Origin of the sequence: Pumilibacter intestinalis, assembly GCF_943193005.1 — a bacterium.
Taxonomy (GTDB): domain Bacteria; phylum Bacillota; class Clostridia; order Christensenellales; family Pumilibacteraceae; genus Pumilibacter; species Pumilibacter intestinalis.
Genome location: NZ_CALPCH010000013.1, coordinates 38000 through 64446, shown reverse-complemented (window position 1 = coordinate 64446; position 26447 = coordinate 38000). Strand labels below are relative to the sequence as shown.

Sequence of the window (26447 nt, the reverse complement as noted above, 5' to 3'; positions counted from 1 at the left end):
GCCAAGGCATCCTCCGTATGCTCTTATTAGCTTAATCTTATCTCCCTTTCGGAAGACTTCCGTCTAATAAAAACCTTTTTTCGGTTTCTATCCTTGACCTAACAGTTCTTTTCAGTTCTATTTTGGTTTCTCTTTTTCTGAATTACAAGACTTCAATATTTCTCTTTATATATGCTTTCTTTTTTGCAATATTACTCGTATACTTCTCTTTCCATATACTCGTTTTCTATATTGATTTCTCTTCTTTCTTCTTTGCTGTTGTCAATGTGCAAAACATACGTTTATCTTTACTGCCGACAGGCAATAAAAAAAGCATAAATCGATACGTTTTATCCGATATCTATTATGCCCAGCGGTATTGCGTAACAATACATGGTCGGCGACTCGCGCCTAAAATAAACGGCTATCAAACACGATAGCTTGTTTATAATACCACATATAAGAAACATTGTCAAGAGTTTTTAACAAAAAACTTTGAAAAATTTTATTTTACGTAACGATAATCGGTTTCGGGCAATTCGGTGCGGTGCAATCCCTCTTTTTTGCCCAACGCGAAAATAAGTTCTTTCGCCCAGCGCACGCTGCGAGCCGAACTTATGCGCAATCTGAGCGGAACGGCGGCATATTTGGAAACGCCGCTTTCGTCTTTGAAAATGTATTTCGTGTCGGCGAACTGCGACGGCGCAAGCGCAAGATAAAGCGACAGGTTTTTGCCGCGTATGGCAAACTTGGCGTAGGTTACGTGCCTTATGTAATACGACTCGTTGGACTTGCTCATGCGGCATTTAAGCCCGTAACGCAAAAGCTCGTTTTTAAGCTCGCTGTAGTTGGTTTTGAGCGCAATCGGCGAACGCATAAGTCTGGTAAGAAATTCGCGCGGAGCGCGGTCGCGCAGTTTGAGGTCGGATATAACGGCGTCTTCCCACTCCTCGTCGGTACACTCTTTGTCGCTCGCCAAATAAAGCTTGATGAGCCTTTGGATTACAAGCGAGGTGGTGTCGCGGTATTCGGGACGGAAATTCTCCGCTTCGCGCTGAATTGTGTGCAAGCCGTACTTTTCCGCCATGGCGGCAATGAGCTCTTTAGCCCAACGCACTGCGCGGTCGGATTTAATCTTGAGTCGCATGGGAACGCCCTTGTATTTGCTCACGCCGTGCACGTCGGTAAACGAATACTTGCTTTCGGCGAACTCTTTGGGCTCGAGCGCGAGATAAAGCGACAGCGTTTTGCCGCGCACCGCAAATTTTGCGTAAGTGGTTCTGCCGCTGTAGCAAGACTCGTTGCTCCAACTCACACGCGGCTTTAAGTCGTAGCACAGCAGCTCGTTTTTAAGCTCGTTGTAGCGGCTTTTCAAAGCGTCGTCGGACTGAATAAGGCGGGCTTCGAAGCTGCGGTCATAGCGCACCTTTACGCGCTCGCCGTTCACTATCACAAATCCCGCGTCGGCGGTTTCGCCGTCGTCCTCCACCACCAAACCTTCTTCGAGCAACACCTCTTGCTCGGGCAGTATGCCCTCTTCGGCATAGTCCTCGTCCGCAGACGCCGCCGCTTCGGCAAAAGACGGCGTTTCACTCTCCTCGGCTCGAGGTTCGCTATCCGACTCCGTTTGCGGTACGGCGTTTCGCTTGCCTATAATTTCCATTACAAGCAAACACGACACGGCAAGCAATATCAAACACACGCCTACTATCAAAAGAGCTTTCGTAGCAGCCGTCCACTGTATACCGCATATTAAAACCGAAGAGAAAGCAACCATGCGTTACTCGTTCTCCTTTTCTTTGCTGTCCGTTTCACTCTTTTTCGAAATCGAAACGTATTTGAGGAGCAACACGCCCGCTATCACTATTGCAACCGCCAGCACTATGTACACCCAACCGAAATCGTCTTTAAGCCAAGTGAAAAACAGTCCCACGTGCGAATACGTGTTTATCACCTTTCCCGCAATGCGGTCGGCGGTTACGGGGCGCACGTCTTCGGCGTTGTTGGCGTCGCCCTTTGTGTAGTAGTTGTCGCCGCTTATGCGGATTATTCGGTGCGTGGTGGGAATACTTTCGCCCTCGGGTATAAAAGTTATCACGTCGCCGATTTTGTATTCGTCGGTCTTTTTGATAACTATCATATCGCCTTGTTCTATAGTGCCCGACATGCTCCCCGTGGTAACTATCAGGGTTGAATATCCGAAAAACGACGGCACGGGCGATTTTTTTATAAACTTGTCTACCGCCAAAGTTGCCACAACAAAAAACAGGAATGCAACTATTGCGATACCCAACGACGTGAAAACGATTTTTACAACCGAACGAGCTTTTTTCATAGACAGGCTAACCTTTTGTTTGTGCCGAAACGTGCAACACAAGTGAAATTTTGCCGCCGTCGGCTCCTATCAAAGTGTCGTTTTCGTCGTTGCCGCCCTCAAACGCCCAATTCCATTCGAGCGTGAAAGCGTGTTCGGAAGCGGGCAAAAGCAAAAGTTCGGAAAGTTTCAAGTCTTCCACCTTTCGCCATTCTTCCGTTTCCACTATGAGATTGTTCATTTTTATACGGAACTTTATGGGAAAATCGCTCACGGTTACGCCGCCCTCGTATCGCGGCTCTATCCAAAACGCATAGTTCAGCGTTTTGTCTTCGTGAGGATTATGTATTGTAAACTTATATTGACCGCTACTGCCCGGTCGCAAAGACGAACCGAACATTCCTATAGCTCCCGCGTCTTCCCACGCGCCCGTATCGTCGGTTATATCTATTACAGGCACGGTGTCGTCGTCGGGTTCGGGCGGAAGAGTATTTGCGCCGTCCGCCACGGGCAATCCGATAAGCGTTATCAAGATAACGGTGGCGATAAGGAAAAACGCGAGCACGCTCAGTAGCGCAATATGCACTGCGTTGCGCTCCGTGCGCGCGACTCTCCCGAGCCACTCCTCACCCTGCTTGCCGAGCAAATAAAGTTTATCGCAAACCAATCTGAAATTACGCGTTTCGGAGGCATACTCCGCTACGCGCGCGTTTCGGTCGTTTTCGTCGGTTATCTTCTCTTCTTTAACGCACTTTGCGATTTCTTTTCCGTTTAGGTCGCATATTCGCTTGCGCGATACGCTCCCGAGCGGTTTGCCCTTTTTATCGTAAAGCACGTTGCCGTGCCGACGGAACTCCCCGGAAAATTCCTCTTCCGTAATATAGGTATTGCAGTCGATTTGCGTACTCATTTATTAAGTGTTCCGTTTTTGCTTTCGGGCCCGTTCGCGGCTTCCGCACATTCGGAAACCGCGCATAACCCGAGTTTTTTTGTTAAGAATTAAGCCGCTTGTACTTGCTTTACGCCTACTTTCAAATTAAACGTAGCAACGGTATTTGCATCGCTGTATCCCGTAGGGAGCGTAAAAGTAGAGTCGTTAGATACCGAAGCAAGCACCGTGTCTATTTCGTCATGCGCGTCGTCGGTATGAAAATCCCATTTCCACGAAATCTTGTACGTTTCGTTAATCGTCGTGTCTATAGTAATGGGAGTGCCCGTTTCCAACTTCTTTAATTCGGTAATAAAAGTAGCCAAAGTAACGTCCTTTACGCCCGTAACAGGCGTAAAGCTGCCGTCGTCACCTTTTTGGGAAAGAGTCCACTTGAGCGGGTTATAAGTCCCCGCCGCCAAATATCCTGCATCACCTGAGGTGCCGAACTCGGGATGAGCTATCGAAATATCGGTACCGCTTGCCTCAACAAACACCTGCGCCAAAACTTCCGCTTTTCCGGTAATGCTAAACTCCATCGAGCCCGAAGTGCCGGGTGCAACGGTAAGCAGCGAAGAAGCCTTAACGTCGATACCCGTAGCATCCGACGCTACAACCGAACCTTTACTGTACTGCTCGGAAAACAAATTGCCGTTTGAGTTTACCACAAAACCCCATTTGGCTACGGTTACCTGTTTGGCTTCTGCCGATTTGCTTGTTATGTACTTGGCAAAGGTAGTTCCGCCGAAGCACAACAATGCAATGAGCAGTACGAGCATTGCGGAAATAATGAGAATTCTCTTATTTCTGCGTTGTTTCTTTTCTTCCATTTTTCCTTCTCCTTTTGGGAATTTTTTTATTTGTGCAAGCGCGCGGATTAGGCAGTGCAACTTACCCGCACGCAGTGTCACCTTATATATGTTTTTCTATTGAGGGAGATTGCCGCGTCGCGCTACGCGCTCCTCGCAATGACATTAAACCGTTGCGCTCCTCGCAATGACGGGGTTGGGAGGTATTCAAGTCATTGCGAGCGAATGTAATGAGCGTGGCAATCTCCCACATGGAACATGTACAGCCGATTATACTTTCTCATGTTTGAGATTGCCGCGTCGCGCTACGCGCTCCTCGCAATGACATTAAACCGTTGCGCTCCTCGCAATGACATTAAACCGTTGCGCTCCTCGCAATGACCGGCTTTATGTTTCATTATTGACATGCTCGCTCAAAACGAGATTTTCGGTAGGCTTTGTTTGTTCATCTCCCAAAGCCGAATTGTAATAATATTCGTTTTTAGTGGTTGCCCTGAAAGTATTATACAATCCCGTATTATCATTAGCACCCATACCCGCTTGATAAATATCGCCGCCGCTCGCAAAATTCCAACGAATACGCGACACCGCCCACGTATATCCTCGCTCTTGTGCAAACACGTTTTTACCATAGCCGTAAATAAAGAACTTAACGTCACGCATAGGATGATTTATAGCACCTATGCCGAAACGCCTGTTGTCCCACGAATACGCCTTGCGAATAAAGTACTTGCCGTAGTATAAATAAACGCGGGCGGCATTGTCTATAGCACCGGCATTACCTGCTACCTCAGTGTCACTGGGCGTTAAATAGTTCACCGCTATGGGGAACAAGTTGCCGTATACCCTTAACGCCTCTTGTCGTTTTGCAAAAGTATCGTACCCGTGCTCATTCAACTCGGCATTCGTGTATGCCCCGAAGTGCACAGTGGAATACTCGTAAATATTAAACCCGTCTTGCCCTTCTTTCGTTTGCTCGGTTTCGACAGGCTTACCGAAAGTACCCGCATAAATTTTCACCGTGGCTTTATCTTTTGCCGCCGCGCTTCTGCCGCGCACTATGCCGCCGCCGTTTCTGCCGTCGAACTCGCCGTTGTATATATTCATTTCGGCGCCGCCCATTACTTTCAGCCCGTAATGACTCGCAGGTCCAGACGTTGCGTTTGCGGAATATCCATCTCCTATGTGCTCCATTTTTCCCGTAAACACGCCGTTGTGCACCACTATGTGCGAAAGCTCCGAACCCGCGTCGTTGGTAGCGGCTATGGCGTCGCAATACGACGCCGTATACGTACCGTTCCACACCGTTATATTTCCGCCGCGGGCTACTACCGCGTAACCGCCGCTCAAATTATCGAAAAATTTCCATGTAGCGTCTCCGTTGTACGCACTTGCGGACCGCACCTCTCTACCGTGCGCCTTTCCGCGCGTTTCGATTATAATATCGTTGCGAGTAGTGGTTTCGTTGCCCAAATTTATCGTGCCGCCCGATACTTTTACGCCGCCGCCGACAGTTGTAGCTATATTCGCTTTTTTAATATATACGTTGCCGCCGTCGCAAACCACGGCAAAACTCTTCACAACGAAATTATCGAAATAGATAGGGTCGCCCGCAACATTGTAAACTTCGTCGCCGAAATCGTTGTAAAGCCCTCTGAAATTCACATTAAAACTGTCGCCGCGCACGTCGAGATTGCCGCCCACCACGTAGATAGCGTTGGTATTTGCATATACGGGCTTGCCGACGCGGGAGTCTTGCCACGGCATGTATATCTTGTACCGATGAGTTCCCGCCCATTTTGCCGCAATCGCATATGCCCCGCACTCCGTTTCCGTTCCGTCGCTTGCGGTAACGCTGTTGTCAATTCGGTTAATCTCGCAGTTTATGTCAAAGCTCGAGTTTTCGGCAAACATTATGTTACCGCCGCGCAAAACCGCCGCCGACGCGTTATATGCGTTTATACTGCCCTCGTTATAAAAGTTCAGTTCGCCGCCGTAAACCGCAACACCCACCTCTTTTGAACTTACGTCTGCGCCGTAAATCTCCACTTTGCCGCCCGAGAACTTTTCCATGCACTCGAGGTACACCCCTATGCTTGCGGGCTTGTGCACGTTCTCGCCGCTCCCGTATTCGGGGTCTAAGTCCGCAGGGGCAACGCCCACGTACGTACTCGTATCCAAAGTTCCGTAGTTTGCCAAAGGGTCTGCCGCCGACTGACCTATGCGCGGTCCTACCTCTATATCCGCGCCGAGCAGACAGATATCCACCGCACTCGCGGGGTCGCTGCTTTTGTTTACGGCATACACGCCGTAGCAAGTGTTGTCGCTGTCTATAACTATTTTGCTCGGGGTTGCGCGGGTTTCGCTCGCACCGAGTTCCACTTTGCCGCGAGTTGCGAATATTCCGTAAGAGTGCGAGCCGTGCATGAGAACTTGCACACCTTTGCCCGAAAGTCCGCTCGCAAGTGCGTCTGTTCGCCCGCGCGAAAGTATACCGAACGTGGTCTTGTTGGTTTCGGTATTGGGGATATCTTTATACACTTTTATCGAACTGTCGGCAATATCCAAAGTGCCGCCGTTGATAAATATTGCCGCGTCGCGATACTGCCTGTTTGCGGGAAACTCGGATGCCACTCCGTTCTCTTCGTCGCCGCCCTCATCGGCTATGTCGAACGGGCTGTTTGCGTGAGAAAGCGTTGCATACTTGCTCAGATTGGCGTCTTTTATGTGCACCTCGCCGCCCGATACGGAAATAATGCTACCGTTATACGAGGTTGCCGCGCGAACCTTTTGAACGTCGAGCACGCCGCCCGAGGCGAGAATGCACGCGCCTTCGCCGTATCGCGCGGAGTTGGTCGGCTTGCCATAGGTTTTAACGTGCGCCGACAAATCCTGCGGATTTACCGTTGCGAACTCGCCCGAGGTGCTCACCGTCATAGTGCCCGATTTTATATACACGCACGAGCTGTACCAGGTGCCGAAATACGAATAAAAGCTGCCGTCGGCAACGTCCGACGCCGCAGTTACGTCTACGTTGAGAACGCCGCCGTCCATATACACGGCGGAATAGTAGGGCGCGGCGGCAACCACGTTGCCGCTTTCGTCCGTTTGCGGCTCGAGCGATTTTTCTATATCTTTGGTATAGCCGAAAACTTTAACCTGCGAGTACTCGCCGCTTGCGGGTTTTTCCGCGCCCGCGTACTCACCCGTGGCTTTATTCACGTAATAGCTGTAAACAAAGTCGGTTTTGGAGGTGTCGAACGCGCCCATGGAGTCGCCCGTAGAGTCGCTCGTAATCATGTAGCAGTAGGTGTCTTCGGGTACTGTAACGGTGCAATCCGTGCCGCTGCCGTCGCGCGAAAACGCGCTGTCGAAATACACGTTGCCCGTTTTTTTCAATCGCGAAACATCATTCCCGCGCATGGTGAGAATGGGCATGTTTCCCTGTGTTATCGTATTATCGGCGCACTTTTCGATTATTACCGACTGCGCTTTGAGTTCGCTCGCAAACGACGAAAGATTTCCCAAATATTCGGAGGGTCGAGGTCCGCTCTCGAATATTCCGCCGTATACGTTTATATCTCCGCCCGAAAGCGTGAGAACGCTCCCTATAGGATTATAAAGAGCACCCCCCCCGCGGTATCAACGACCGTAAAGGTAGTACCCGCGGGCACGCTCAAAAGGCTGTCGCGGCTGTTGCGCTGTATTTCTTTGCCGTTCAAATCTATGGTGAGATTGGATTTTAAGTCGAGAGAGTCGCCCGTCATGATAATGGGCGCGTCAAGCTCGTTGGAAAGGCGCACGTAACCGTAGCCGCTCGCGATTGCGTTGAACAACTCCTGCTGAGATTTTACGCTGAACGGAGTTTGCACCTCGTAGGGCAAATCGCCGCCGCTTATTTCGGTTACGTATTTCGCGTAAGAAAACGCGACGAAAGAAAGCGCGACCAATACCGCCGACGCGATTACGAGCGCCGCCGACAGTATTTTATACGTTCCGTTATTGGTCTTGTTTTTCTTCTCGGTCATTACGTTTCCTTAACTACAATTTTTGAGTGAACACAACGCTCATTCTGCTCGGCGAAATAAGCCCCATGCAGGTTTGCACGGTAACGGGCTTGAACTCGTCCGTGCCCGGCTCTTTTATTTCGAGCACGTTGCCGTTCCACCTAACGCCGTATTTATCGGGCACGGTTACGTCGTGCCCCGCGTGTTTGTCGTTATCTCCCCACGCGCCCGCAAAGTTTTTTTCGTCCACCGCCGCGCGTAGCGAAAGGCGGAGCAAAAACCGTTTCGAGGCGTTTTCGGTTTCGTCGAGCACATAGTCGCTCGGGCTTTCCTTCGCGCTTATATTGAGAGTAACGCGTATAAACTCGATTTCCTCCGTTTCGGTAAGAGTTATGGGGCACACGTAGCGAGCCGCCTGCTCGGCGGAATACGTTGTATATGTGCGCGTTACGTTACTCGGCTGAACGCCCGCCGAAAACGCCGCGGGCTTGCCCGTTTCCACGGTTATCTCTTTGTTTCGGTCTATGTAGTCGGCGTAGTCGTTTTGAATTTCCACTCCGTTCGGCGCGTAAGCATTGGGCGCGGTTCTGTCGGTAACTTTCAGAGAGCCGTCTGTATCTATCATATACAGCTTGCTCGCGCGAACTGCCGGATAAACGCGCTGTATGCCGCCCGTTTGCACCTCGCTTCCCTCCTCGAGTTCCACAAGCTGAAACATTGCGCATTCCGCCAAAGAGCGCGGCAAATACAGCACGAAACTGAACTCGTACTTAAGCCCGACTTTTCCGTTGTTGTATACCGTAATTTCCGACTCCGCCCAGTCGTTCATGCGCACGGCTTCGGTTTCCTCGGATACTTTGAGCATAAACGGGGCGTTTATAAACGTGCCGCCGCCCTTATTCACCGTGTAGCCGCAGTTTATGCCCGCCGCACCCGCGCCGCCGTCTATCTCGGCGTGCGACACGAACTGCGCGAGCGAATACGCGGAAAAACAAAGAGATACGGCAAAAAGCACGCACGCAATCGCAAAAAACATTTTCGCGCCGTGTTTACGTAAAAAAAGCACTGCCGCACCTCCTTAAAAACTTATTCCCATTGAAGCCCACATTATATCAGTATGCAAATTATATCACAATACACACACATTTGCAAGTATATCGAATAATTTTTTCGACAAAAAATTACACTTTCGTTAACCTTAAAGGGCTTTTATGGTTTTTGCAACGTTTATTAAGTGGTCCGCCACGCGTTCGGCGTTGGCAGTCAGCGAGAGATACTGCGTGCCCACCTCGGGAGAACAAACGCCGTCGCGCATGCGTGCAACGTGCTTTTCGGTCATACCCTCGGTTATTTCGTCTACCCTCTCCTCTATTGCGAGAGCTTCGCGGAGAGCCTTGCGGTCTAAGTCCGCGTACGCCGTTACGGCGTTGTCGAACAAGTCGCGCACGAGCATCTTAAGCTCGGATATTTCGCCTACGGCTTCGGGCGAAAAGCTCAAGTCGGCTTCCTTTAGTTTATCGGCGTATTCTATGATGTTTTCGGCGTAATCGCCCACGCGCTCGAGGTCGGTTACCGAACGAAACACGGTGGAAAGATATATGCGGTCTTTTTCGCCGAGGTCGGCTTTGAGCAGTTTTGCCACGAATTTTGCAAGCTCGTGATTTACGAAATTGAGGCGGTTTTCGTTTGCGCGAAATTCTTCTATATTACCGTAATTAAGCGAACAAATTATATCGCAAGATATTTCGAAATTGCGGATTGCGGTACTTGCCATATCCAATATTTCGCGCTTGGTTTGCTGAACGGCAACGGGCGGGGTTTTGAGCATGTGCTCCTCGGCGAACCTGAGCGAGAGCGCGTTTTCGGATTTCGTCTTTTTCTCGGGGATTATTTTTATAACGACTTTAACGAGCAGTTTGGTGAGCGGCAAAACCATTGCAACGGTTGCCACGTTGAACAGCGTGTGGAACATGGCGAGCTGCAACTGCGGCGCGTGCGGAAACATAGCCGCAAACAGTCGCCCGTAATTCACGCCGAACAGTTCCATAACAAGCCCGGCTATCAAAAACACCGCAACGCCGCTCACGTTGAATATTATGTGTATAAGGGCGGTGCGCTTTGCGTTCACCGTGCTTGTAAGTCCCGCGATAAGCGCGGTAACGCAAGTGCCCACGTTTGCGCCCATGGTTAAGTACACGCCTTGATTGAGCGAAATCAGTCCCGTAACCACCATTGTTATGGTCATGGAGGTCATAACCGACGAGCTTTGCACCACCGCCGTTATGAGCGCGCCGGTGAGCACGAGCAGAAACGGATTGCGGAAAAGCGCGAGAAAGTTTTTTACCGAGTCGAGAGCGGAAAAGTAGCTCATTGCCCCGCTCATCATATCCAGACCCACGAACAGCATGCCGAAGCCCGCCATAATGCCGCCCGCCTTTTGGGTTGCGTCCTTTTTGGCAAAGGTGCACACAAACGCGCCCACACCCGCCAAAGCCGCGAATATAACCGAGGTGGAAACCGAGTTGCCGAACATGCCGAGCGCAACGAGCTGACCCGTTATCGTAGTTCCTATGTTTGCGCCGAATATAACCGTTGCGGCTTGCGTAAGAGTCATTATGCCCGCGTTCACGAAGCCTATAACCATTACCGAGGTTGCGCTCGAGCTTTGTATCGCCGCGGTTGCCGCCGCGCCCACGCCTACGCCCACGAGCTTGTTTTCGGAGGTTTTGGCAAACAGCCGCTTGAGTCTGCCGCTCCCGAGAGCTTCGAGGTTGGAGCTCATCATGTTGCACGCGATTAAAAACACGCCTACGCCCGCAACAAGACCGAGCAAGCTCGTTATGATTTGTACAGTATCCATACTTTATATCTCCGTTAATAGTCTGCTCTTAAAAAAATAAAAGACCTCTACCGAAAAAAACTTTCGGTAAAAGTCTCGAACAATTGAGCACGGAACAACAAATTTCCACATATATATTATAACTTATTCGGTGCGCGGCTGTCAAACAAAAAACGCCGAAATTATATTTGTGCGTTAAAAAATTGCTTTTTGAAAAAATAAGTTGTATAATAATGCGGTATGCGCGAATTTACAACAACACTCATTACGGTGGGCATAATGCTCGCCTACGCCGTGCCCGGCTACATACTCATAAAGGCAAAAGCGATAAAGCCCGACAGCATTTCGGCTTTTTCACGCGTGCTCATGTACGTGTGCCAACCCGCTCTCACGCTCTATTCGTTCAACAAGGCGGATTTCAGTCGCGAGCTCGGCATAAATCTTTTGATATTCTTCGGAATTATTACCGCGTTGCAATTGCTGTTTATCGGTTTGTTCGGATTTATTTTCCGCAAAAAGTTCGACGACGTGAAATATCGCGTAGCTACGACTGCAACCACTCTTTCCAACTGTTCGTTTTTGGGCGTGCCTATACTCGAGGCGATTTTCCCCGACTCGCCCAACGTGGCGGCATACTCCATGATGTACTTTCTTTCCATGAACCTGCTCGGCTGGACTTTGATATCGGCGATAATCACGCGCGACAAAAAATACATAAGCGCGAAGAAAATGTTTATAAACCCCGCAACTATTTCCATCGCGCTTTCCCTGCCCTTCTTTATTACGGGATTTAAGATAAGCTCGCAAAACGGGCAGGCGCTCGGGCAGATTGAAAACATGATAAACATACTCGGCAAAATGACCGCGCCGCTGTGCATGCTTATAATGGGCATGCGACTCGCCACAATCAAACCCAAAAACCTGTTTATCAATCCTTTGCAATACTTTGCCGTGGCTATAAATCAAATCGTGTTTCCGCTGTGCGCGTTGGGGCTTTTAATGCTTTTGCGCGTAAACTCCGAGCTTACGATGTGCATGTTCGTTATGTGCGCGTGCCCCGTGGCTTCGGTGGTGCAAAACTACGCCGAAATACTCGGCGAGGGGCAAGACGTAGCCGCAAACACCGTTTTGCTCGGAACGCTCTCGTCTATCGCCACTCTGCCCCTGCTCGCGCTACTCATTTGATTTTGACCGTTCGGTTGCCGCAACCTCTTTGAGCGGCTCGGCTTGTGATTGAGTATCGGCTTGCGGCTCGGCTTTGAACTGCCCGAACTGCGGAGTCGCGCCCGTAATCACGCGTATAAGACCTCTGCGCACAAGCGTGTCGGTTGCCGTAAAGGGCACGGCGTAATTCACGTATTCGCCGTCGCCTTTTTCTATGCCGTGCTCGGCAAACACGCGGTCTATAAGTTGCATTGCGTAGTTTATGCGCCTTTCGTTTTTAACGCGGTACAGTAGCGGCGTTTTGGTCTTTTTACTGCGCTTCGATAAATCTTCCACCTTGTATTTGGTGTTTTCGTACTGCGCGGGATTTGCGGCAAGGCACAGACACAAAGTTTTGCCGCGTATCATAAACGTAGCAACGCATGTTCTGCCTTTGCGGAAAGTTTCGCGTTTCCAACTGAAAGCCGCGATTATTTCTTTGTACGCCGTAATATGGTTTTTCAGCTTTGAATAGTTGGCTTTGAGCGAATCGTCGGCTTGAATTATACGCGCTTCGAAACTGCGATTGTAGCGTATGCCCTTCGCCGCCGCGAGCGCGTCCTCTTTTTCGGAGTCGCGAACGCCGCTCACCACCTTTATGAGCCGCTTTTTGATGAGCACCTCGGTTGACTTATACGGAAGCGTGAAATCGTCCGCCTTGTAGTCGGCGTTTTTCTCAAGCCCGAAACCCGCCATTACTATATCGGTAAGCTCTTTCGCGTATCCCATTCGGCGGTCGCTTCGTATGCGGAACATGCACGGCATCTTGTTTTTGTTGTTGCGCCCCGAAATATCGTCTACCTTGTATTTGCTGCCGTCGAATATTTGCGGGTCGGTTGCCAAACACAGGCAAAGCGTTTTGCCGCGCACAACAAAGCTCGCCACGCTCTTTCTTCCCATATGGAAAGTTTCGCGCTTCCAACTCATGCGCGAGCGTATGCCGCGAAACGCCATAATATAGTTTTTAAGCTCGGAATAACGCCCCTTTAAGTCGTTGTCCGCCTGAGTTATACGCGCCGTAAAACTGCGGTTATAGCGCACCACGTTGCCCTCGGCGGTAACCTCGGGCTCGAATATTTCTTCGTCCTCGCCGTCACCGAATTCTTCAACCTCTATCTCCGCTTCTTCGCTCTCTTCCTCTTCGGGCTCTTGCTCGGTTTCGGTTGCGCCCATAGCCGCAACGTCCTCGGGAGTCGCGCCCGCTCGCATCGCCTCGAGCTTGGCAAGCAGGGCGTTTCGTTGCAAGTGGAGTTTTTGCGTTTGCAGTCTGCGCGCGCCGCGCTTGTGGAGAAGATAGCCGAGGTAGCCGTTGAGCGCGAGCACAGCCGCAAGCAGTACGCTTATAAGCACTATGCCAGTTATCTGCGCGGGCGAGAACAGTCCCGCCGATATAAATGTGGTGTTCATGCCGCTTCCTCCTCGCCGTTAAGCCGCGCAAGCTCTCTGCGCTCCGCGCGTTTCTTTTTGCGATACAGCACGAACTGCACCGCCGCAACCGCCGCCGCAACGCCCGCCGCGCCGCCCAGCGTGCCCATAATCGCGGCGAACACGGTGTGCACGCCCACTATCTTCCACTCGAACGTTAGCTCGCCCGCGGTGCCGTCTTCCCATTCGTAGTTGTCGGTATCGAGCAGTTTTACCGTTGCCGTAAACGTGCCGCCGTATCCCGACTCGTTACCCGTTATAGACATTATGGAAGAATCGAACCCGAACGGGAAATATTCGAGTATTTTGCCGCTCACTATAAACGAGTTTGTGTTATGCGTGGGTTTGGCTATCTTTTTGCGAGCCACAGTCCAATTGAGCACGGGATTGCCCTCGGAATCGAACTGCACGTCGCCGTTATCCGCCCAAGCGTAGTTTTGGTTTTTGAGCACGAATTTTATAGAGTACGTGCCCGCGCCAAAAGCCTGAAGCATAAGCGAGTTGCCGCTTATGTTGGATACGCCGCCGTAAATTATGCTCATATCTTCGAAAGCAAATCCGCTCACCTGCGCCCACAGGAAATCGCCCGTGTAGGTATCGTTCACGCCCGGGTTAATTTGGAGCGAGGGCACGGCTTTGCTCGCACGCGCCACTGTGAACTCTATGTAGTCGCTCACGCAGGCAAGCCAGTTAGCCGACTGCGGCACGGATACGCGCACGTAATACGTTCCCGCCTCGGTGGGCACGCCGCCGAGATTAACGTAGCTTGCGCCCTCTTTGCGGTAGTAGGTGTAAACGAATTCGCTCTCCTCGCCGAAAGTTGCGCCCGCAACGGGAACGCTCGAGCTTTCGCCGTAAGTCCAGTTTTCTATTTCGAGTTTTACAACGCTGTTCTCGCTTCGCTCAATGATTAGCGCGTACGGGCGGTCGGCGTCTTCGTAAGATTGCCACTTCACGTTTGCAAACTGACTGTCTTTTATTCTGATATGGAAAATGTGAGTGCCCACGTTTTCGTAGTCGTAAGAACTGTCGGTAATAACCTCGAAATAGTCTTTTATGCTTTCGTAATCGCCGAAATCTATCACGGGCACGATTTTTCCGCCCGTGTATTTGGCTATGCTTACCGTTATTTTGCTACCGTCTATAACGCCGCGTTCCACTATGAACGCGAACGTGTTCTGCCCCGTTATTTCGTAGTTTTGCGGCATAAGCACCACGGACGCCGTAACAAAGTAGTTGCCCATTGCGGAGGGCACTGCGCCGTTTTGAGTGCTGTACACGAAATTCAACGCGTTATATATTTCCGCGCTCGTAACCCTGTCGCCCGCATTGCCGTCGTTATCGTAAAACAGGTCGAAATGCTCTTTGCTCGCGGCGGTTACGTCGCCCACGTTGCCGCCGAGTTTTGCGCCCGATTTGAGGTCTATGCGCAGTTTGCGGGCAAGCACGGTATAAGTTCCGCTCGTTACGTTCACCGCATGGTTGGGACTCGAGCACGCCGCCGTAATTGTGTAACTGCCCACGCTCGGAATTGCGCCCGCGCTCACTCCCGCAAGACCGAGAGTTATGCCCAGCTCGTCTATGTTCACCGTGCCGTCGTCCGAAGTTATTCCTCCGGTAAGAACGAGGGGCAAGCCGTACTGCGACGACCTGCTGTTTACCGTTACGCGCACCGTCTTTTTGGCAACGGTGAGCGTGCCTCTCTCCGCCGTGACCACGTAGTTTGCAAACTTTATGCCGTTTACGCCAATGGTAAGCGCGTGTTCGCCCGCGGTGAGAGTTTCCGAACACGAGTATGTTGCATTGTTTTGCGTAGGTTGCGTGTTGCTCGAATTGTCGCCGCGCACAAATCCGCTAAGGGTGTAGCCGAACGCGCTCGTTTGAGTCGCGGATAGGAAATCGTCGCCGTAAGTCATTGTGCCGAACGGCGTGGCAACGAGCACGGCGGGAGTGATAACGAGTTTTACTATAGCCGTGCCGCCGTTGTAGTTGGCGGTGCTCGAGGTAGTAGCTTTAATCCAATAGTTACCCGCGTTTACGGGTTTTACGTTGCTCCACCCCGCGTCGCCTGCGGCAGGCTTGCCGTCGCCCTTAAAGTAGAAATAATAAACCTGACCGCGGAATTTCGCCTCGGCGTCGGGCGTGTAATCCACTCCGTACTCAACGCCGTTTGCAAGCGCGACTGTGTCTGCGGCAAACGTGATTTCGTCGGCGGCTTTCCTTATTATCCACTTGTTGCCCGTTATGTCTGCGGTTGAGTCGTCGCCCGTTTTGCCCTTCCACACGTAGTTGCCCGAGCTTAAACGGAATGTGATTTCATATCCGCTTTCGTTGGCGTCGGTTGCGTAAACGTAAACTTTGCCGTTGTCCCTGCGCACGCCGCACCCTACCGACAGTACGTTTATCGCCGCCGAGTCGGATAACGCTATTTCGTATTCCTGCCTATTGCCGTTATATTCGTAACCGCTCGGCGCAAATACGGGCGCGTCTATCTCTTTGGGCATTATCACGAATGCTTTGAACGCGTTCGTGCCCGAGCCGCTCGCGTATGCGCGAACGAGATACACGCCCGCGTCGGTAGGCACTCCCGCGCCGAACGCCGCAAGTCCGTTTATGCCGAACTCAAACAAATTGTCTATGTCATTAAAACTCGCTTTCAATTCGTCCGAAAGCCCGTCGAGCGACGAAAGCGTGGTTTTTGCGTAGTAGAACGAAATCGTACCCGCCGCGTCGGGATTTCCCGCGTTGGGTTTAGGGCTGTTCACTCCCTCATTGTAACTGCCAAAAGTCCAACCCTCTATGCTTACCGACAGCGTAACTTTTTTGCTTGTAACCGTAAGCGTGAGAATTACATACGTTTTATCTTTGCCGCCCGTCAAAATATCAGAGAGCGCGTTAGACAACATATAGTTGTGCTCGTCTTTAAGTTTAATGCGAATAGTATATCTTCCCGCAACGGTAGGAACATAAGAGAATATTTTTCCGTCGCCGCCTATGTTAGCCGCACTCCACGCAATTTCGGTTTCGTCATTACCCGCAAGCAAACGGAAATATTCTATTTCCATTATATCGTTGCGGAACGCATTCACAAAACGCTTGTGCTCGTCTGCGGGAGTATCATCGAGCGACAGCGAGGTTTCGTCCCACGCAATCTCGATAATTTTCTTTTCAACGGTAAACGGAAGTTCGGTATCGCTACCGAGCGTAAAGTTATTGTTTGTAAGCGTGACCGTCACGTTGTAGTCGCCCGCAAATTTGGGCTTACCGTCGGGGGTAAGTCCGCCCGTGCCGCTTGCCGTATAAGAAAGCGTGAACTTATCGGGACTAAGCAACAGCTCAATGACTTTTTCGTCTTCGGACGAAAAACCGTCGGCAAACGTGATTACGGGAATAACGGCGTTGCCCTCGTTGTAGGCGTATTTTTGGAACACGTTTTTATCCGCGATATCCGCGGTTACAAGACGGGGCACAACCTTAAAGCCGCAGTCGGCATATTTAACGGTGTAGTTCTTAAATTGCAAATCGCCGCTATACTTTGTGGTATAGTTCCCCACCGAACTGCTCCATGCGGTATACGTAGGGCAAATAGACGAATTATCGGTATCGAGTTTACCCGACATATAACTCGTGCCGTTCAAATTCTCGATACTGTCGCCGCCCTTAAAGCCCGCGTAATTAGGCGCGAATTCGGGAATTTCGCCGTAGGTTATTTCAAAGTTTTGTTGAGGTCTTTTCGTTACGTCGGCACTGCTTATTCCCCATACCGAAACGGTGAGAGTCGCGGGGGTTATCTCGAATACCGCGCTCACATAGCCGCTTTGGTCTTTTCCGTCAAACGTAACCGCATAGTCGGAGTTGTCGTAAGAGGGTATCAAATTGTATTTTCCAACGTCTTTCGAGCCGCCGTCTATGGTGAGGAAAAATTTCAAATCGGCTATACCGTTGCCCGAACTCCCCGCCCAATCGGTATCGGTTATGGCAAAAAACGCGTTGAGAGTTTGAGCCGTGGCGATATAGTTTTGCCCGCTCTTAAACAGCTTTTCCAAATCGGTTCTTTGCTCGTATCCCGTATATACGCTTTTTGCAAGCTCAACGCTTTGCTCCGCGCCTTTCACCGTTACGGAAATATTGCGCGGTATTACCGATATAGTACCCTTTACAAACTCGATTGCGTAATTATCCGCCGAAATTCCGCTAACCGAAACGTCAAACGTATTCGTTCTGCCGTTCACAACCGCGGGCGAATTCGATTTGTAAGCGGTTACGAACGCGTAAGAGTCCAAGCCGCTTATCTTGTCGCCTTCCTGAGTTTTCAATTCGCTTTCGGTAATAATATCGCCGTTTTGCTGATTGCCGATAATAAAACTAACGGTATATCCGGGGAAACGGTTTGCCGACGGGTTCAAAGCCGTTTTATCGTTAGCTACGGCTGTGCCGTACTGAATGTTTACGTCGTCCACTTTCACGAACAGGCTCTGCGGAGTTATCTTGAAATCGTTCGCCACGTTTTCGGGTGCTTTGTAATTCTCGTAGCCGTCGGAAGAGGTGTACACGAATTTAACGCGATAATCTCCCACGTTTACGGGCGCGTCGTTAAGCTCGGTCAATTCGTTACCCTTTCTCGAATAATACACGGAGTCGAAAAGCACTCCCGACGTGCTCTGCGCACTGTAAACTTTCTTTTCGCCGAATTTGTATACCGTTGAGTGCGGCGTAGTAATGTTTATGTTCAAAAGTGCGCTTTCTATGGTGAACGTGCCAGCGTTTTCGGTTTCCCCGATTACGTTATCTCCATTAAAGGAGTTTTTGCAGTCAACAAACGCTATCTCGTAATTATGGGCATACGGCGTGCCGTCGCTTTCTTTCCACACTGCATATATAGGATAATCGCCCACGTGGTTGGTGTTCTTTCCGTCATACGGCGTGAGAGCTTCGGTTTTAAGCTCGAACGGAACGATATTATTGTAGAAAGTACCTCTGATAACCGAATATTCGAGCGAAGCGGCTTCTTCTCTCCCCTCGCCCTGTATCAAGTCGAAATGATTGCTTTTGTTTGCTATAGTTATGCTCACCGTGCGCTTGGTTACGGTGAGAGCTCCCGCTACGAACTTAAACGAATAGTTATCCGCAACGTAATTGCTTGCGTTGTCTATATATATCGTCTGCGCGCTTGCCGCATCGTCGCCCGCCGCGTAAGAGGTTTGCCAATTAAACGCAATATCGAGCGCGGTGCGGTCCTCACCGTATACAAAGCCCGCAAACTCCGTGTTCGTATCGAAATCGCTTGCAAACACGTAACCGTCGCCGTACTGTACGCTGTCGTTTTTGGGCGTAACGGTAAGCTCTTTTTTAGCCACCTTAAAATAACGGCTCTCGGCAGATATCGCCGAGTAGTCGGGCTTGTTATAGCCGCTATGAACGTACTCGGGCATGGAGTATTCAACCGAATAATATCCCGCACCGAATTTATTGTTATCGAACACGCTATCGAGCAAACCGACGATATCGCCGTTTAGCGTTGCGCCGCTAAGCAAAGTTTGCTCGCCTAACAAAGCGTTGCCGCTAAGCTCGCGCGAGAACTTAACCGTTACGGTAAATTTCGTTCCGCCCGAGGTGAATTTCGCGCTCGGCGTGATAAAGCCGTTCATGCCTTGAGTAAACCCGCCGTAAGTCCACGCCGAGTCCATTTCCGCGGAAAGGTTTGCAAACGCCTTATCGTTATAGTTAAACGACTGATTTATTACGTTCGTTGCCGTATCGATATCGAACGTAACGAAACCTATTAGTTGATTGAAATTAGGAGTCGCGTTTTTATCGGAAACCTTATAATACAAATAGTAGCCGCCGTGCGCGTGCAAAGCCGCCGGCACTGCTCCGTCCGCTCCCCAACCGCTTATATTCGCGGGGTCGGCAATTTGCGAAACCGACAAATAGTATTGCACCGCGGGCGTAGACCCGTCTGCCGCGGTAACGGAAATTTTGTCGCCGTCGAGAGGATTTTGTTCGTTGCCCGTAAACGCAAGACCCGTTTTAGCCGTCGCCGTAACCGAGAACTCGGCGGGAGTAATGGCGTACTCGCCGCGGCTTTGGTCTGCGTGCCCATTGCGCACAAACGTAATATCGTAAAAGTTTGCGGCGTTCGTCGAGTCGTTTGCCGCGCCTACTATATCGTACGTGCCCACGGGATTGGTAACTGTCGTGCCGTCGTTGCTTAAAACAAGATTGGCCACCGAAAGGGCGAAAATTTTGTCGTAATCGCTAAACTCCGTACCCACGAGCACCGCAATGTCTGCGGCATTATCGTAAGACGATTTTGCGCTTGCAACGGCGGTAAAAGTAAGTGCGTTAAGCGGACTGAAATACTGCGCGGTTTGGTCGTTTACGGTAACGGTTACGGGCAACTTTTTTACGGTGAGTTTGCCCGCGTTTTCGGCGTCGTTCTCAAACTTGTAGTTACCCCAAATAAGTCCGCTGCCGTTAAACGTGATATCGAACTCTCCGATATCGCCAACGTTGTAACCCGATACGGCATAGCCGAAGCCTGCGGTTATCTTATCCTTATAGAAACTGCTTTCGTCGTTGTTGGCGTTTTGCTTAAAACCCGAAACGGCGTACATAGCGGTATCTTGCAAGTTCAAGTTATAGCATCCGCCGTTATAGTTATCGGGCGCACCCTCGCCGAAATAAATTTTGAAATTTACCGATACTTTGAGCGTTGCTCGTGTAATAGAATATTTCTCGGCAGTAAACGTAATATCGTAATTGTTGCTGTTCGACTTGTTTTTGTCTATCTCTATGTTGTACTCGCCGAAGCCTGTGGTTTCGCTCACAGCCGCAGAGCCGCATTTTGCCGCGAGCGAGAACACGTTCGAAACGGCTTCGGGAAGCGCGTCGCCCGTTCCGTTCGAAACGGTAACCGAATAACGCCCGTCCATTATATCCACGGGCGCGTCGCCGTATTCGCTTGTAAGTCCGCTTTCTACGGTTACGGTGATTGCGCGTTTAATCACGGTGAGCGTGCCGCTTTGAGTAACCTCCAAAACGTAGTTGCCCGTTTTGTTCTTAAGCTCGGGCGTAACGGTATAGCCGCCCTCTTTATAAGCAAGCAAATTATTCGGAGTAACCGCAGTTTCGCCGTATATCGCAATATTTATTAAATCGGCAATAGTATCGGGCGAGCAGAACTCGTCGGAGCCCACCGCCGAATAGGCGCACCAATCCGCCGCCGTAACGGTAAGATTTTCGCCGTATACGTGCGTTTTATCTTTACCCTTTACCTTAACCGTTTTAGGCTGAATTTTAAGACCTTTGGAATAGATAAATTCGCCGCTTGCGTTTTTGCACGTAAAGTTATCGTTATCCGTTTCTATTACATACATAGTATGCGCTATAACGGCATTATCGTCGTATTTAACGGCTTTGGGCTTATCCCCCGCGGAGTTCAGCGCAACTTTAAGCGTAGGCGCGGCAAGCGTTTTTCCATCGCGTTGCGGCACGCTCGAGTTCTTAACGGCAGCCGTGAAATTATGGCTTTGCCCGTCGTACGTTATTTCATGTTCAAGTTCGGTAACGACGGTTTCGCCGTATTTCCATACCACGCTGTCCGCGCTCACCGCCAACTTGTTTACGGTAAGCGTAACGGAGTTCTGCTCGGGATTTTGTATGAAATAGTCGGATACTTTTTCGTCGAACTTCCAGTTGAAATTCACATAATATTCGCCCGCGTTCCAGGGCAGATAGTTTTCGAGGTCGCTCCCCGTAAGCACGGTTAGAGTACTGCCGCCCGACTTAAAAGTAAATCCGCCGACAAGTCCGTTTGTTTTTTTGTCCGTAAATCTTACCGTAAGCGTAAATTTGCCGTCTGCCTTGCTGTCGCTCGCCAGTGCCGCAAGGTCGGCGTCAGTGCCCGTAACTTTGAAAATCTTGGAAAGAATATTTTGAGCGTTTTCTCCGTATGTGTAGGAATCGAACTGTGTTTCAATTCTGAGCATGGCGGAAGTTACGGCGTAATGCACGTACAGGCTGAAACTCTGCTCGTCGAATTCTATGTACTTATCCGAGCCGCCGAGCAAAGCTATTACGGCGGTGTCGGTAAGCTCAAGACTCTCCGTATCCCATTCGTAGTTATACGGGTTTTGGTTAGGGCTATCGCCCGCACTCGCAAGAGTATATTTTACGCAGTACACTCCGCGGTCGGTCAAATAAGGCTCGCTTTCAAACGCATCTCTGCTAACGCCCGTTATCGCGCCGCTTTCGTCCTTTCCGATTTTTACTTTTCCGTAAGTCACCGAGGGCGTAATATCGGTAATATCCCACTTGCCTATATTAAGCTTTATACCCTGACCGTAAGTAAGCTGACGGTCGCCGAACCCGCTAACGGTTATAAGTTTGCGGTTAACGGTAATATCTATGCTCGCAGTGAGCTTTTCGGTATTACCGTTTGTTCCGAAACGGTAGTTTGAAATATCACCGTTTTTGGGCAACGTGAAAGTTACGGTGTACGTGCCCGCGTCGGTATACGTAAAATTAAATCCGTTTGCGGTGATTTGGAAATTTCCGCTACTGCTTGCCTCGTTCGAGTTGGCGCTATGCCACGGGTTGCTCCACGCGATGTTTACGGTCGCGTTAGTAGCATATATCGCCGCCCAGTCGGTAACCGCCGTAAATTCGGGCAACGCCGAGCCGCCGAACACAACCTTGCTGTCGGCCGCTATTTGGGGCGCGGCAACGCCTTTTTTGAGTATTTCGAACTCCGCGCTTACCGTTTCATCGGCGGGCAGTCGGTAATTATTATTATCGAGCGGCGAGGTTGCCGTTACCGTATATTTGCCCGCATTTATAGCCGGCACTACGTCGCTCCCCTGCTTAATCTCAAACGATACGTTTACGCTATCGCCCGCGAACAGTTCGCCCGCGGTTACCTTCGGAGTGTGCGCACTGCCGCTGTATACATAGGCGTTTCCGTTTGAGTCTTTTGTGTTCCACTTAAGCGTTATAGTTGCTTTTTCTATTACAAACGAAATTTTTCTTGCAGTCTGCGAAACGCCGTCGGCTACGCCCTGCCACTTGTAGTTATTGCCGGGCGTGATAAACACGATGTACGTGCCCGCGTTTTTCAATGAGTCGCCGCTCTCCAAAGTGACCGTAACTCTGTCGTTATAGTCATTGAAATACCTTTGCACCGCAAATTCCGCGCCGCGGTAAGTAGCCATAAGTTTTGCGAGTATATCGCCCGTAACTCCGTCCGTGGTATACGAAACGCCGTCTTCTGCGCCTATCTCGCTCAAAAACACGCCCGTAGCGTCGGGCAACAAAATATCCGCTTTGCCTATGGTAAACGATTTGAAATAGTCTGCGGGCATTGCGTAATCGGGCGAGGTTATCGCGGTAATCACGTTCCAATATTCGCCCGCCGCGGTAGGTCCTAAACTATCCGCAACCTCGTCGCCGAATTCTCCGCTCGCGCTTTTGCTTGCATAAACGGTAAGCGTTACGCCCACGGCAGACAGTTCGTCGCTACCCGCAAGCGTAAACGCAACCTCGGGTTTGTGATTTTTGCCGTCGTATTCGAAAGTGCTTTCGCCCCAACTCGAAACCGCAAGCGTAAACTTGTTTACGGTGAAAGTAAGCGACAATTCCGCAATTTCGGGAGTCGTCCAGCTGTAGTTTTTCTTTGCCGTATCGTTAAACTTTACGGTAACGGTGTAATCGCCCGCATGCAACGCAGTAAACGTGCCGCCCGTACCGGTAACGCCGTCGACCTCTTCGGTTGCCCCTATTCGGTAGTACGTTACAGAATATTCCATTATATCGGGGAGGAAATTAGCAATTGTAACGGTATGGTCTGCGCCTTTATAGGTAAGTCCGTTCGCGCCCGAGAGCTCCGCGTTTGCAACCTGCTTTTTAAGCACGGTAATTGCCTTTGCCGCCGCGGGCAACGTGTAATCTTCGGCGGTTTCGTCCCACCCGTTATCGGTAGGCAATTCGGTGCGGAAATACACGTAATACTTGCCCGCGTCCCACGACTTCAACTCCGCCGTTATAGCCTTTGTTTTATCGGGATACTTATAGCCCGAGGAGTCTGCGGTAAGGCTCTCGTAATACTCGGCGGAATAATATTCAACCTCTGTGTTAAGCGTAGGATAAAAGTACGTATCGGCTGCGTTACTCTTATCCGCGCTCGCGGAAAAACCGTCGCTATCGCCGTATGTAAAGCTATCGGGCGAGGTAATAGTTATGCCCGACGTATCACGCTTAAGTATGGTAAAATCGGTTGTTATTTCGCTGTAGCCGTCGGCGTTAAGCGCGGCTTCGGTACTGTCCCACTCGTAGTTTTTGCTGTTTATCGTAAGTTTTATGGGATACGTTCCCGCGTGCAAAATGGGCGCGGTTTTATCTTCGCGAGCGTCCTCTATAGTTACTATACTGCCGCTCGAGGGTTTATCTCTATCCAAAAAGTCGGCGGGTATGGTAACCAACTCGTCCGCTTTCCACCCTTTCGTGCCGCCCGATTGCTCTTTGCGCTCGTAATATTTATCGGGCGCAACCGAGGCTATTTTGACTTTTTTAGGTGTAATTTCAAGAGTCACTGCGCTTGCAAGCAAAGTGGTGGAAGCCTTGTACGCGTCCGTTTCTTGGGTGACCGCCACTATTTTGTAGTTTACGCCCGCCTCCTCGGGAACGCTATCCGAAAGATTGGTGTACGTATACGTAACGCCGTTTGCCGTAAAGCCGTAGTATTTGAGAGTGTAGGCGTCGGGCTTTTGCAACTCGGGAATGGGAGAACCGCCGTAGGTGTAATATTCTACGGTAAGCGCGTTTTCTATTTTGTTCTTCAGGTCTTGCTTAGAGCCGTATTCCACCTCGAGCGTAGCGGTATTATCGTTCTTGTTTTTAATCCGAACGTCGAGTTCGCCCTTGTTTACCTTTATCGCGTATGACAGCGTGTAGTCGTATTCGGTGTTGTAGTCGTTCGTTTTCGCCCAACCGTAGCTGCCGTTTACGCCGTCTTTCAACGCAAAGTTAACGACGAACTCGCCGCCGCGCATGAAAACTATTTTTCCGTCGGCGGTATAAGTAACTCCCGGGTTTGTTTGATGTACCGAAATATTGCAATCCGTATTCGGCGCGTACTCTGCCGTAACAATCTTCTCGTCGCCGCTTGCAACCTTTTCGCTTACGGTCACGGTAAACGCGGCGGGCACATTCATCAAATCAAGTCCCGAAATAGTTTTATATATTCCGTCGCGATAATTGATATCGCGAGTATCCACAATCGGCTTATCTAATTTTGCGGGGTTAAGATTAGTTACAGTAAACTTATTAAAAACGCCCCCATGGGTTATTTTTACCGATTGAAATCTCTCGGTTGGAACTTTAATTCCGCTTGCTATCGGAGTACCCGTAGCATACGGATTATTAAAATACTCTATCTTAAATTCGGTGCCGCTTGCGAATTTTTCTTTGTATTCGTCAAACTTGATGTTAGTGATATGTTCACCGTTATCGCCGTAAACCACCACGGCAAACAATCCCCTAAAGTCAAAATCAGCACCCAAAGTTTGCCGCGTTGCCGCGCCCGATATATCAACCACATTATAATCCGCAACATAACGAACATTGGGAATTTCAACGCTTGCCGTAATGTTGGGATTATTCGTATAGCTTATTTTAACAACCTTGGTATAGGTTTGAGAACCTGTCGCGCCGCTTAAAACTTCGTTATTATAAACCAACGAGCTGTCTACGGAATATTCCGCTATCTCGTTTTCCGCCTTGTTTTTGTTGTTATACTTTGCTTTTACCGTAAACGAAGAACCGCTATTTATATCGGTATACGAATACAATTCGCCCGATAAATTGGAAACGGCGGAAATCCCCACAACTTTCTCCGCCTCGAAAGGAACGGAAAGAGAGTCGGTATAATCCTTAGAGCTTCCCGACGGACTCCATGTTACCGTTATGGTATTGTCTATTATATTCGTGTTTTTTATATAGCCGTCCTGTTCGGTTGCGAGCTTGCGGTGGTTTGAGTATTGGATATAAACCGACAGGCTCGGAATTATATCGTCGGAAAGCATTCCCGTTACAAATGCGCTGTAATATTCGGACGTGCCCTCTATAAGTTCGTTGGTTTTGTAGTAGCCGTCAACGAGTTTCAAATCTTTGTTTACGGTTACGAAAATGCCTTTGATTTCGGCGTTCTTAACCGTAAGCGCGATTTCGTCCGATTCTTTGCCGCCGCGAAATTTTACTTTGATTTTGTTGTTGGTTGAACTAAGCGTACCCCCCCCCGCAATTTCCACGGTGTAGAGTTCTTTGTTGGCAATCACCTCGGGAGTGCCGTCTGCGGCGAGTTTGCCGCACACGGTAAGCAATTTTTTGAGAGTTTCGCCCGTATGGTCGGACTCGACGAACACGGGCGGGTCTTTAAGCTCGAATAACGTATACTGCGGGATTTCGTCTTGCTCCGCCACGTTAAGCGTAGAAAGACTTACGAGCAGACTGCCGCACTCCACGTCGAGCTGAACGGCGGGAACGTCGTCGCCGTCGCTCACCACAAAGTCGCCGTCGGCAAGCATTACGCCGTCGAGCGATATCGAGAACTCCGAAGCCTCGAGTTCCACGGTTCCGCCCGCGTAATCGCCCGTTACCGAAATATTGTTTTTAACGTCGGCTACGGTGGTTAAGCCTTTGTAAATAACCATGCCGCTCGGAACTACTGCGTTCATGTTCGTATACGACTTGAGCGGACGCGCTTGTGCGGGAACTCCGTTTGCGCCGCCCGATATATCGCCGTCCGCCGCGCTCGCGCCGTAAGATAAGCTCGGCAACAGCATAAACAGCGATAAAGCCATACAACACAAAAACACACATACCGCCGCGAGCGGTTTGTGTTTTCCCGTAAGACTACGTAAGAATTTCATTATTCTTCCTCCCGAAT

General features: G+C 50.2%; 11 protein-coding genes. 1 reads left to right on the top strand and 10 read right to left on the bottom strand.

Annotated features, from left to right (window positions below):
• Positions 1 to 484: 484 nt before the first annotated feature.
• The 8 genes from NFR55_RS07475 to NFR55_RS07440 form a co-directional block, all read right to left on the bottom strand.
• Positions 485 to 1756 carry a hypothetical protein gene (locus NFR55_RS07475; protein ID WP_251547870.1) on the bottom strand — a complete coding sequence of 424 codons (1272 nt, stop codon included), beginning with the start codon at positions 1754 to 1756 and terminating at the stop codon, positions 485 to 487.
• 3 nt (positions 1757 to 1759) lie between these two features.
• Positions 1760 to 2314, bottom strand: coding sequence for a signal peptidase I (locus NFR55_RS07470; protein WP_251547868.1), 555 nt, complete (start codon positions 2312 to 2314; stop codon positions 1760 to 1762).
• Positions 2315 to 2321: 7 nt separating this feature from the next.
• Positions 2322 to 3203: a hypothetical protein gene (locus NFR55_RS07465; RefSeq protein WP_251547866.1), complete on the bottom strand. Its 882-nt coding sequence runs from the start codon at positions 3201 to 3203 to the stop codon at positions 2322 to 2324.
• 89 nt (positions 3204 to 3292) lie between these two features.
• Positions 3293 to 4051 carry a hypothetical protein gene (locus NFR55_RS07460; protein ID WP_251547864.1) on the bottom strand — a complete coding sequence of 253 codons (759 nt, stop codon included), beginning with the start codon at positions 4049 to 4051 and terminating at the stop codon, positions 3293 to 3295.
• Between the two features lie 366 nt (positions 4052 to 4417).
• Positions 4418 to 7558, bottom strand: a complete 3141-nt coding sequence (locus tag NFR55_RS07455; protein WP_251547862.1) for a hypothetical protein — start codon at positions 7556 to 7558, stop codon at positions 4418 to 4420.
• Positions 7559 to 7638: 80 nt separating this feature from the next.
• The gene (locus NFR55_RS07450) at positions 7639 to 8058 is read right to left on the bottom strand and encodes a hypothetical protein (protein WP_251547861.1); all 420 of its coding nucleotides are present in this window, start codon (positions 8056 to 8058) and stop codon (positions 7639 to 7641) included.
• 13 nt (positions 8059 to 8071) lie between these two features.
• Positions 8072 to 9103 carry a hypothetical protein gene (locus tag NFR55_RS07445; RefSeq protein WP_251547859.1) on the bottom strand — a complete coding sequence of 344 codons (1032 nt, stop codon included), beginning with the start codon at positions 9101 to 9103 and terminating at the stop codon, positions 8072 to 8074.
• Positions 9104 to 9235: 132 nt separating this feature from the next.
• Positions 9236 to 10897: a Na/Pi cotransporter family protein gene (locus tag NFR55_RS07440; protein ID WP_251547857.1), complete on the bottom strand. Its 1662-nt coding sequence runs from the start codon at positions 10895 to 10897 to the stop codon at positions 9236 to 9238.
• Positions 10898 to 11116: 219 nt separating this feature from the next.
• Here NFR55_RS07440 and NFR55_RS07435 point away from each other — a divergent pair, with 219 nt between their 5' ends.
• Positions 11117 to 12061, top strand: coding sequence for an AEC family transporter (locus NFR55_RS07435; RefSeq protein WP_251547855.1), 945 nt, complete (start codon positions 11117 to 11119; stop codon positions 12059 to 12061).
• On the opposite strand, the gene NFR55_RS07430 is transcribed toward NFR55_RS07435, so the two are convergent.
• Both NFR55_RS07430 and NFR55_RS07425 read right to left on the bottom strand, forming a co-directional pair.
• Positions 12050 to 13486 carry a hypothetical protein gene (locus NFR55_RS07430; RefSeq protein WP_251547853.1) on the bottom strand — a complete coding sequence of 479 codons (1437 nt, stop codon included), beginning with the start codon at positions 13484 to 13486 and terminating at the stop codon, positions 12050 to 12052. The two genes, NFR55_RS07435 and NFR55_RS07430, sit on opposite strands and share 12 nt — an antisense overlap.
• Complete coding sequence (locus NFR55_RS07425) at positions 13483 to 26430, bottom strand: hypothetical protein (RefSeq protein ID WP_251547851.1); 12948 nt, start codon at positions 26428 to 26430, stop codon at positions 13483 to 13485. The genes NFR55_RS07430 and NFR55_RS07425 overlap by 4 nt, the downstream gene beginning before the upstream one ends.
• Between the last annotated feature and the right edge of the window lie 17 nt (positions 26431 to 26447).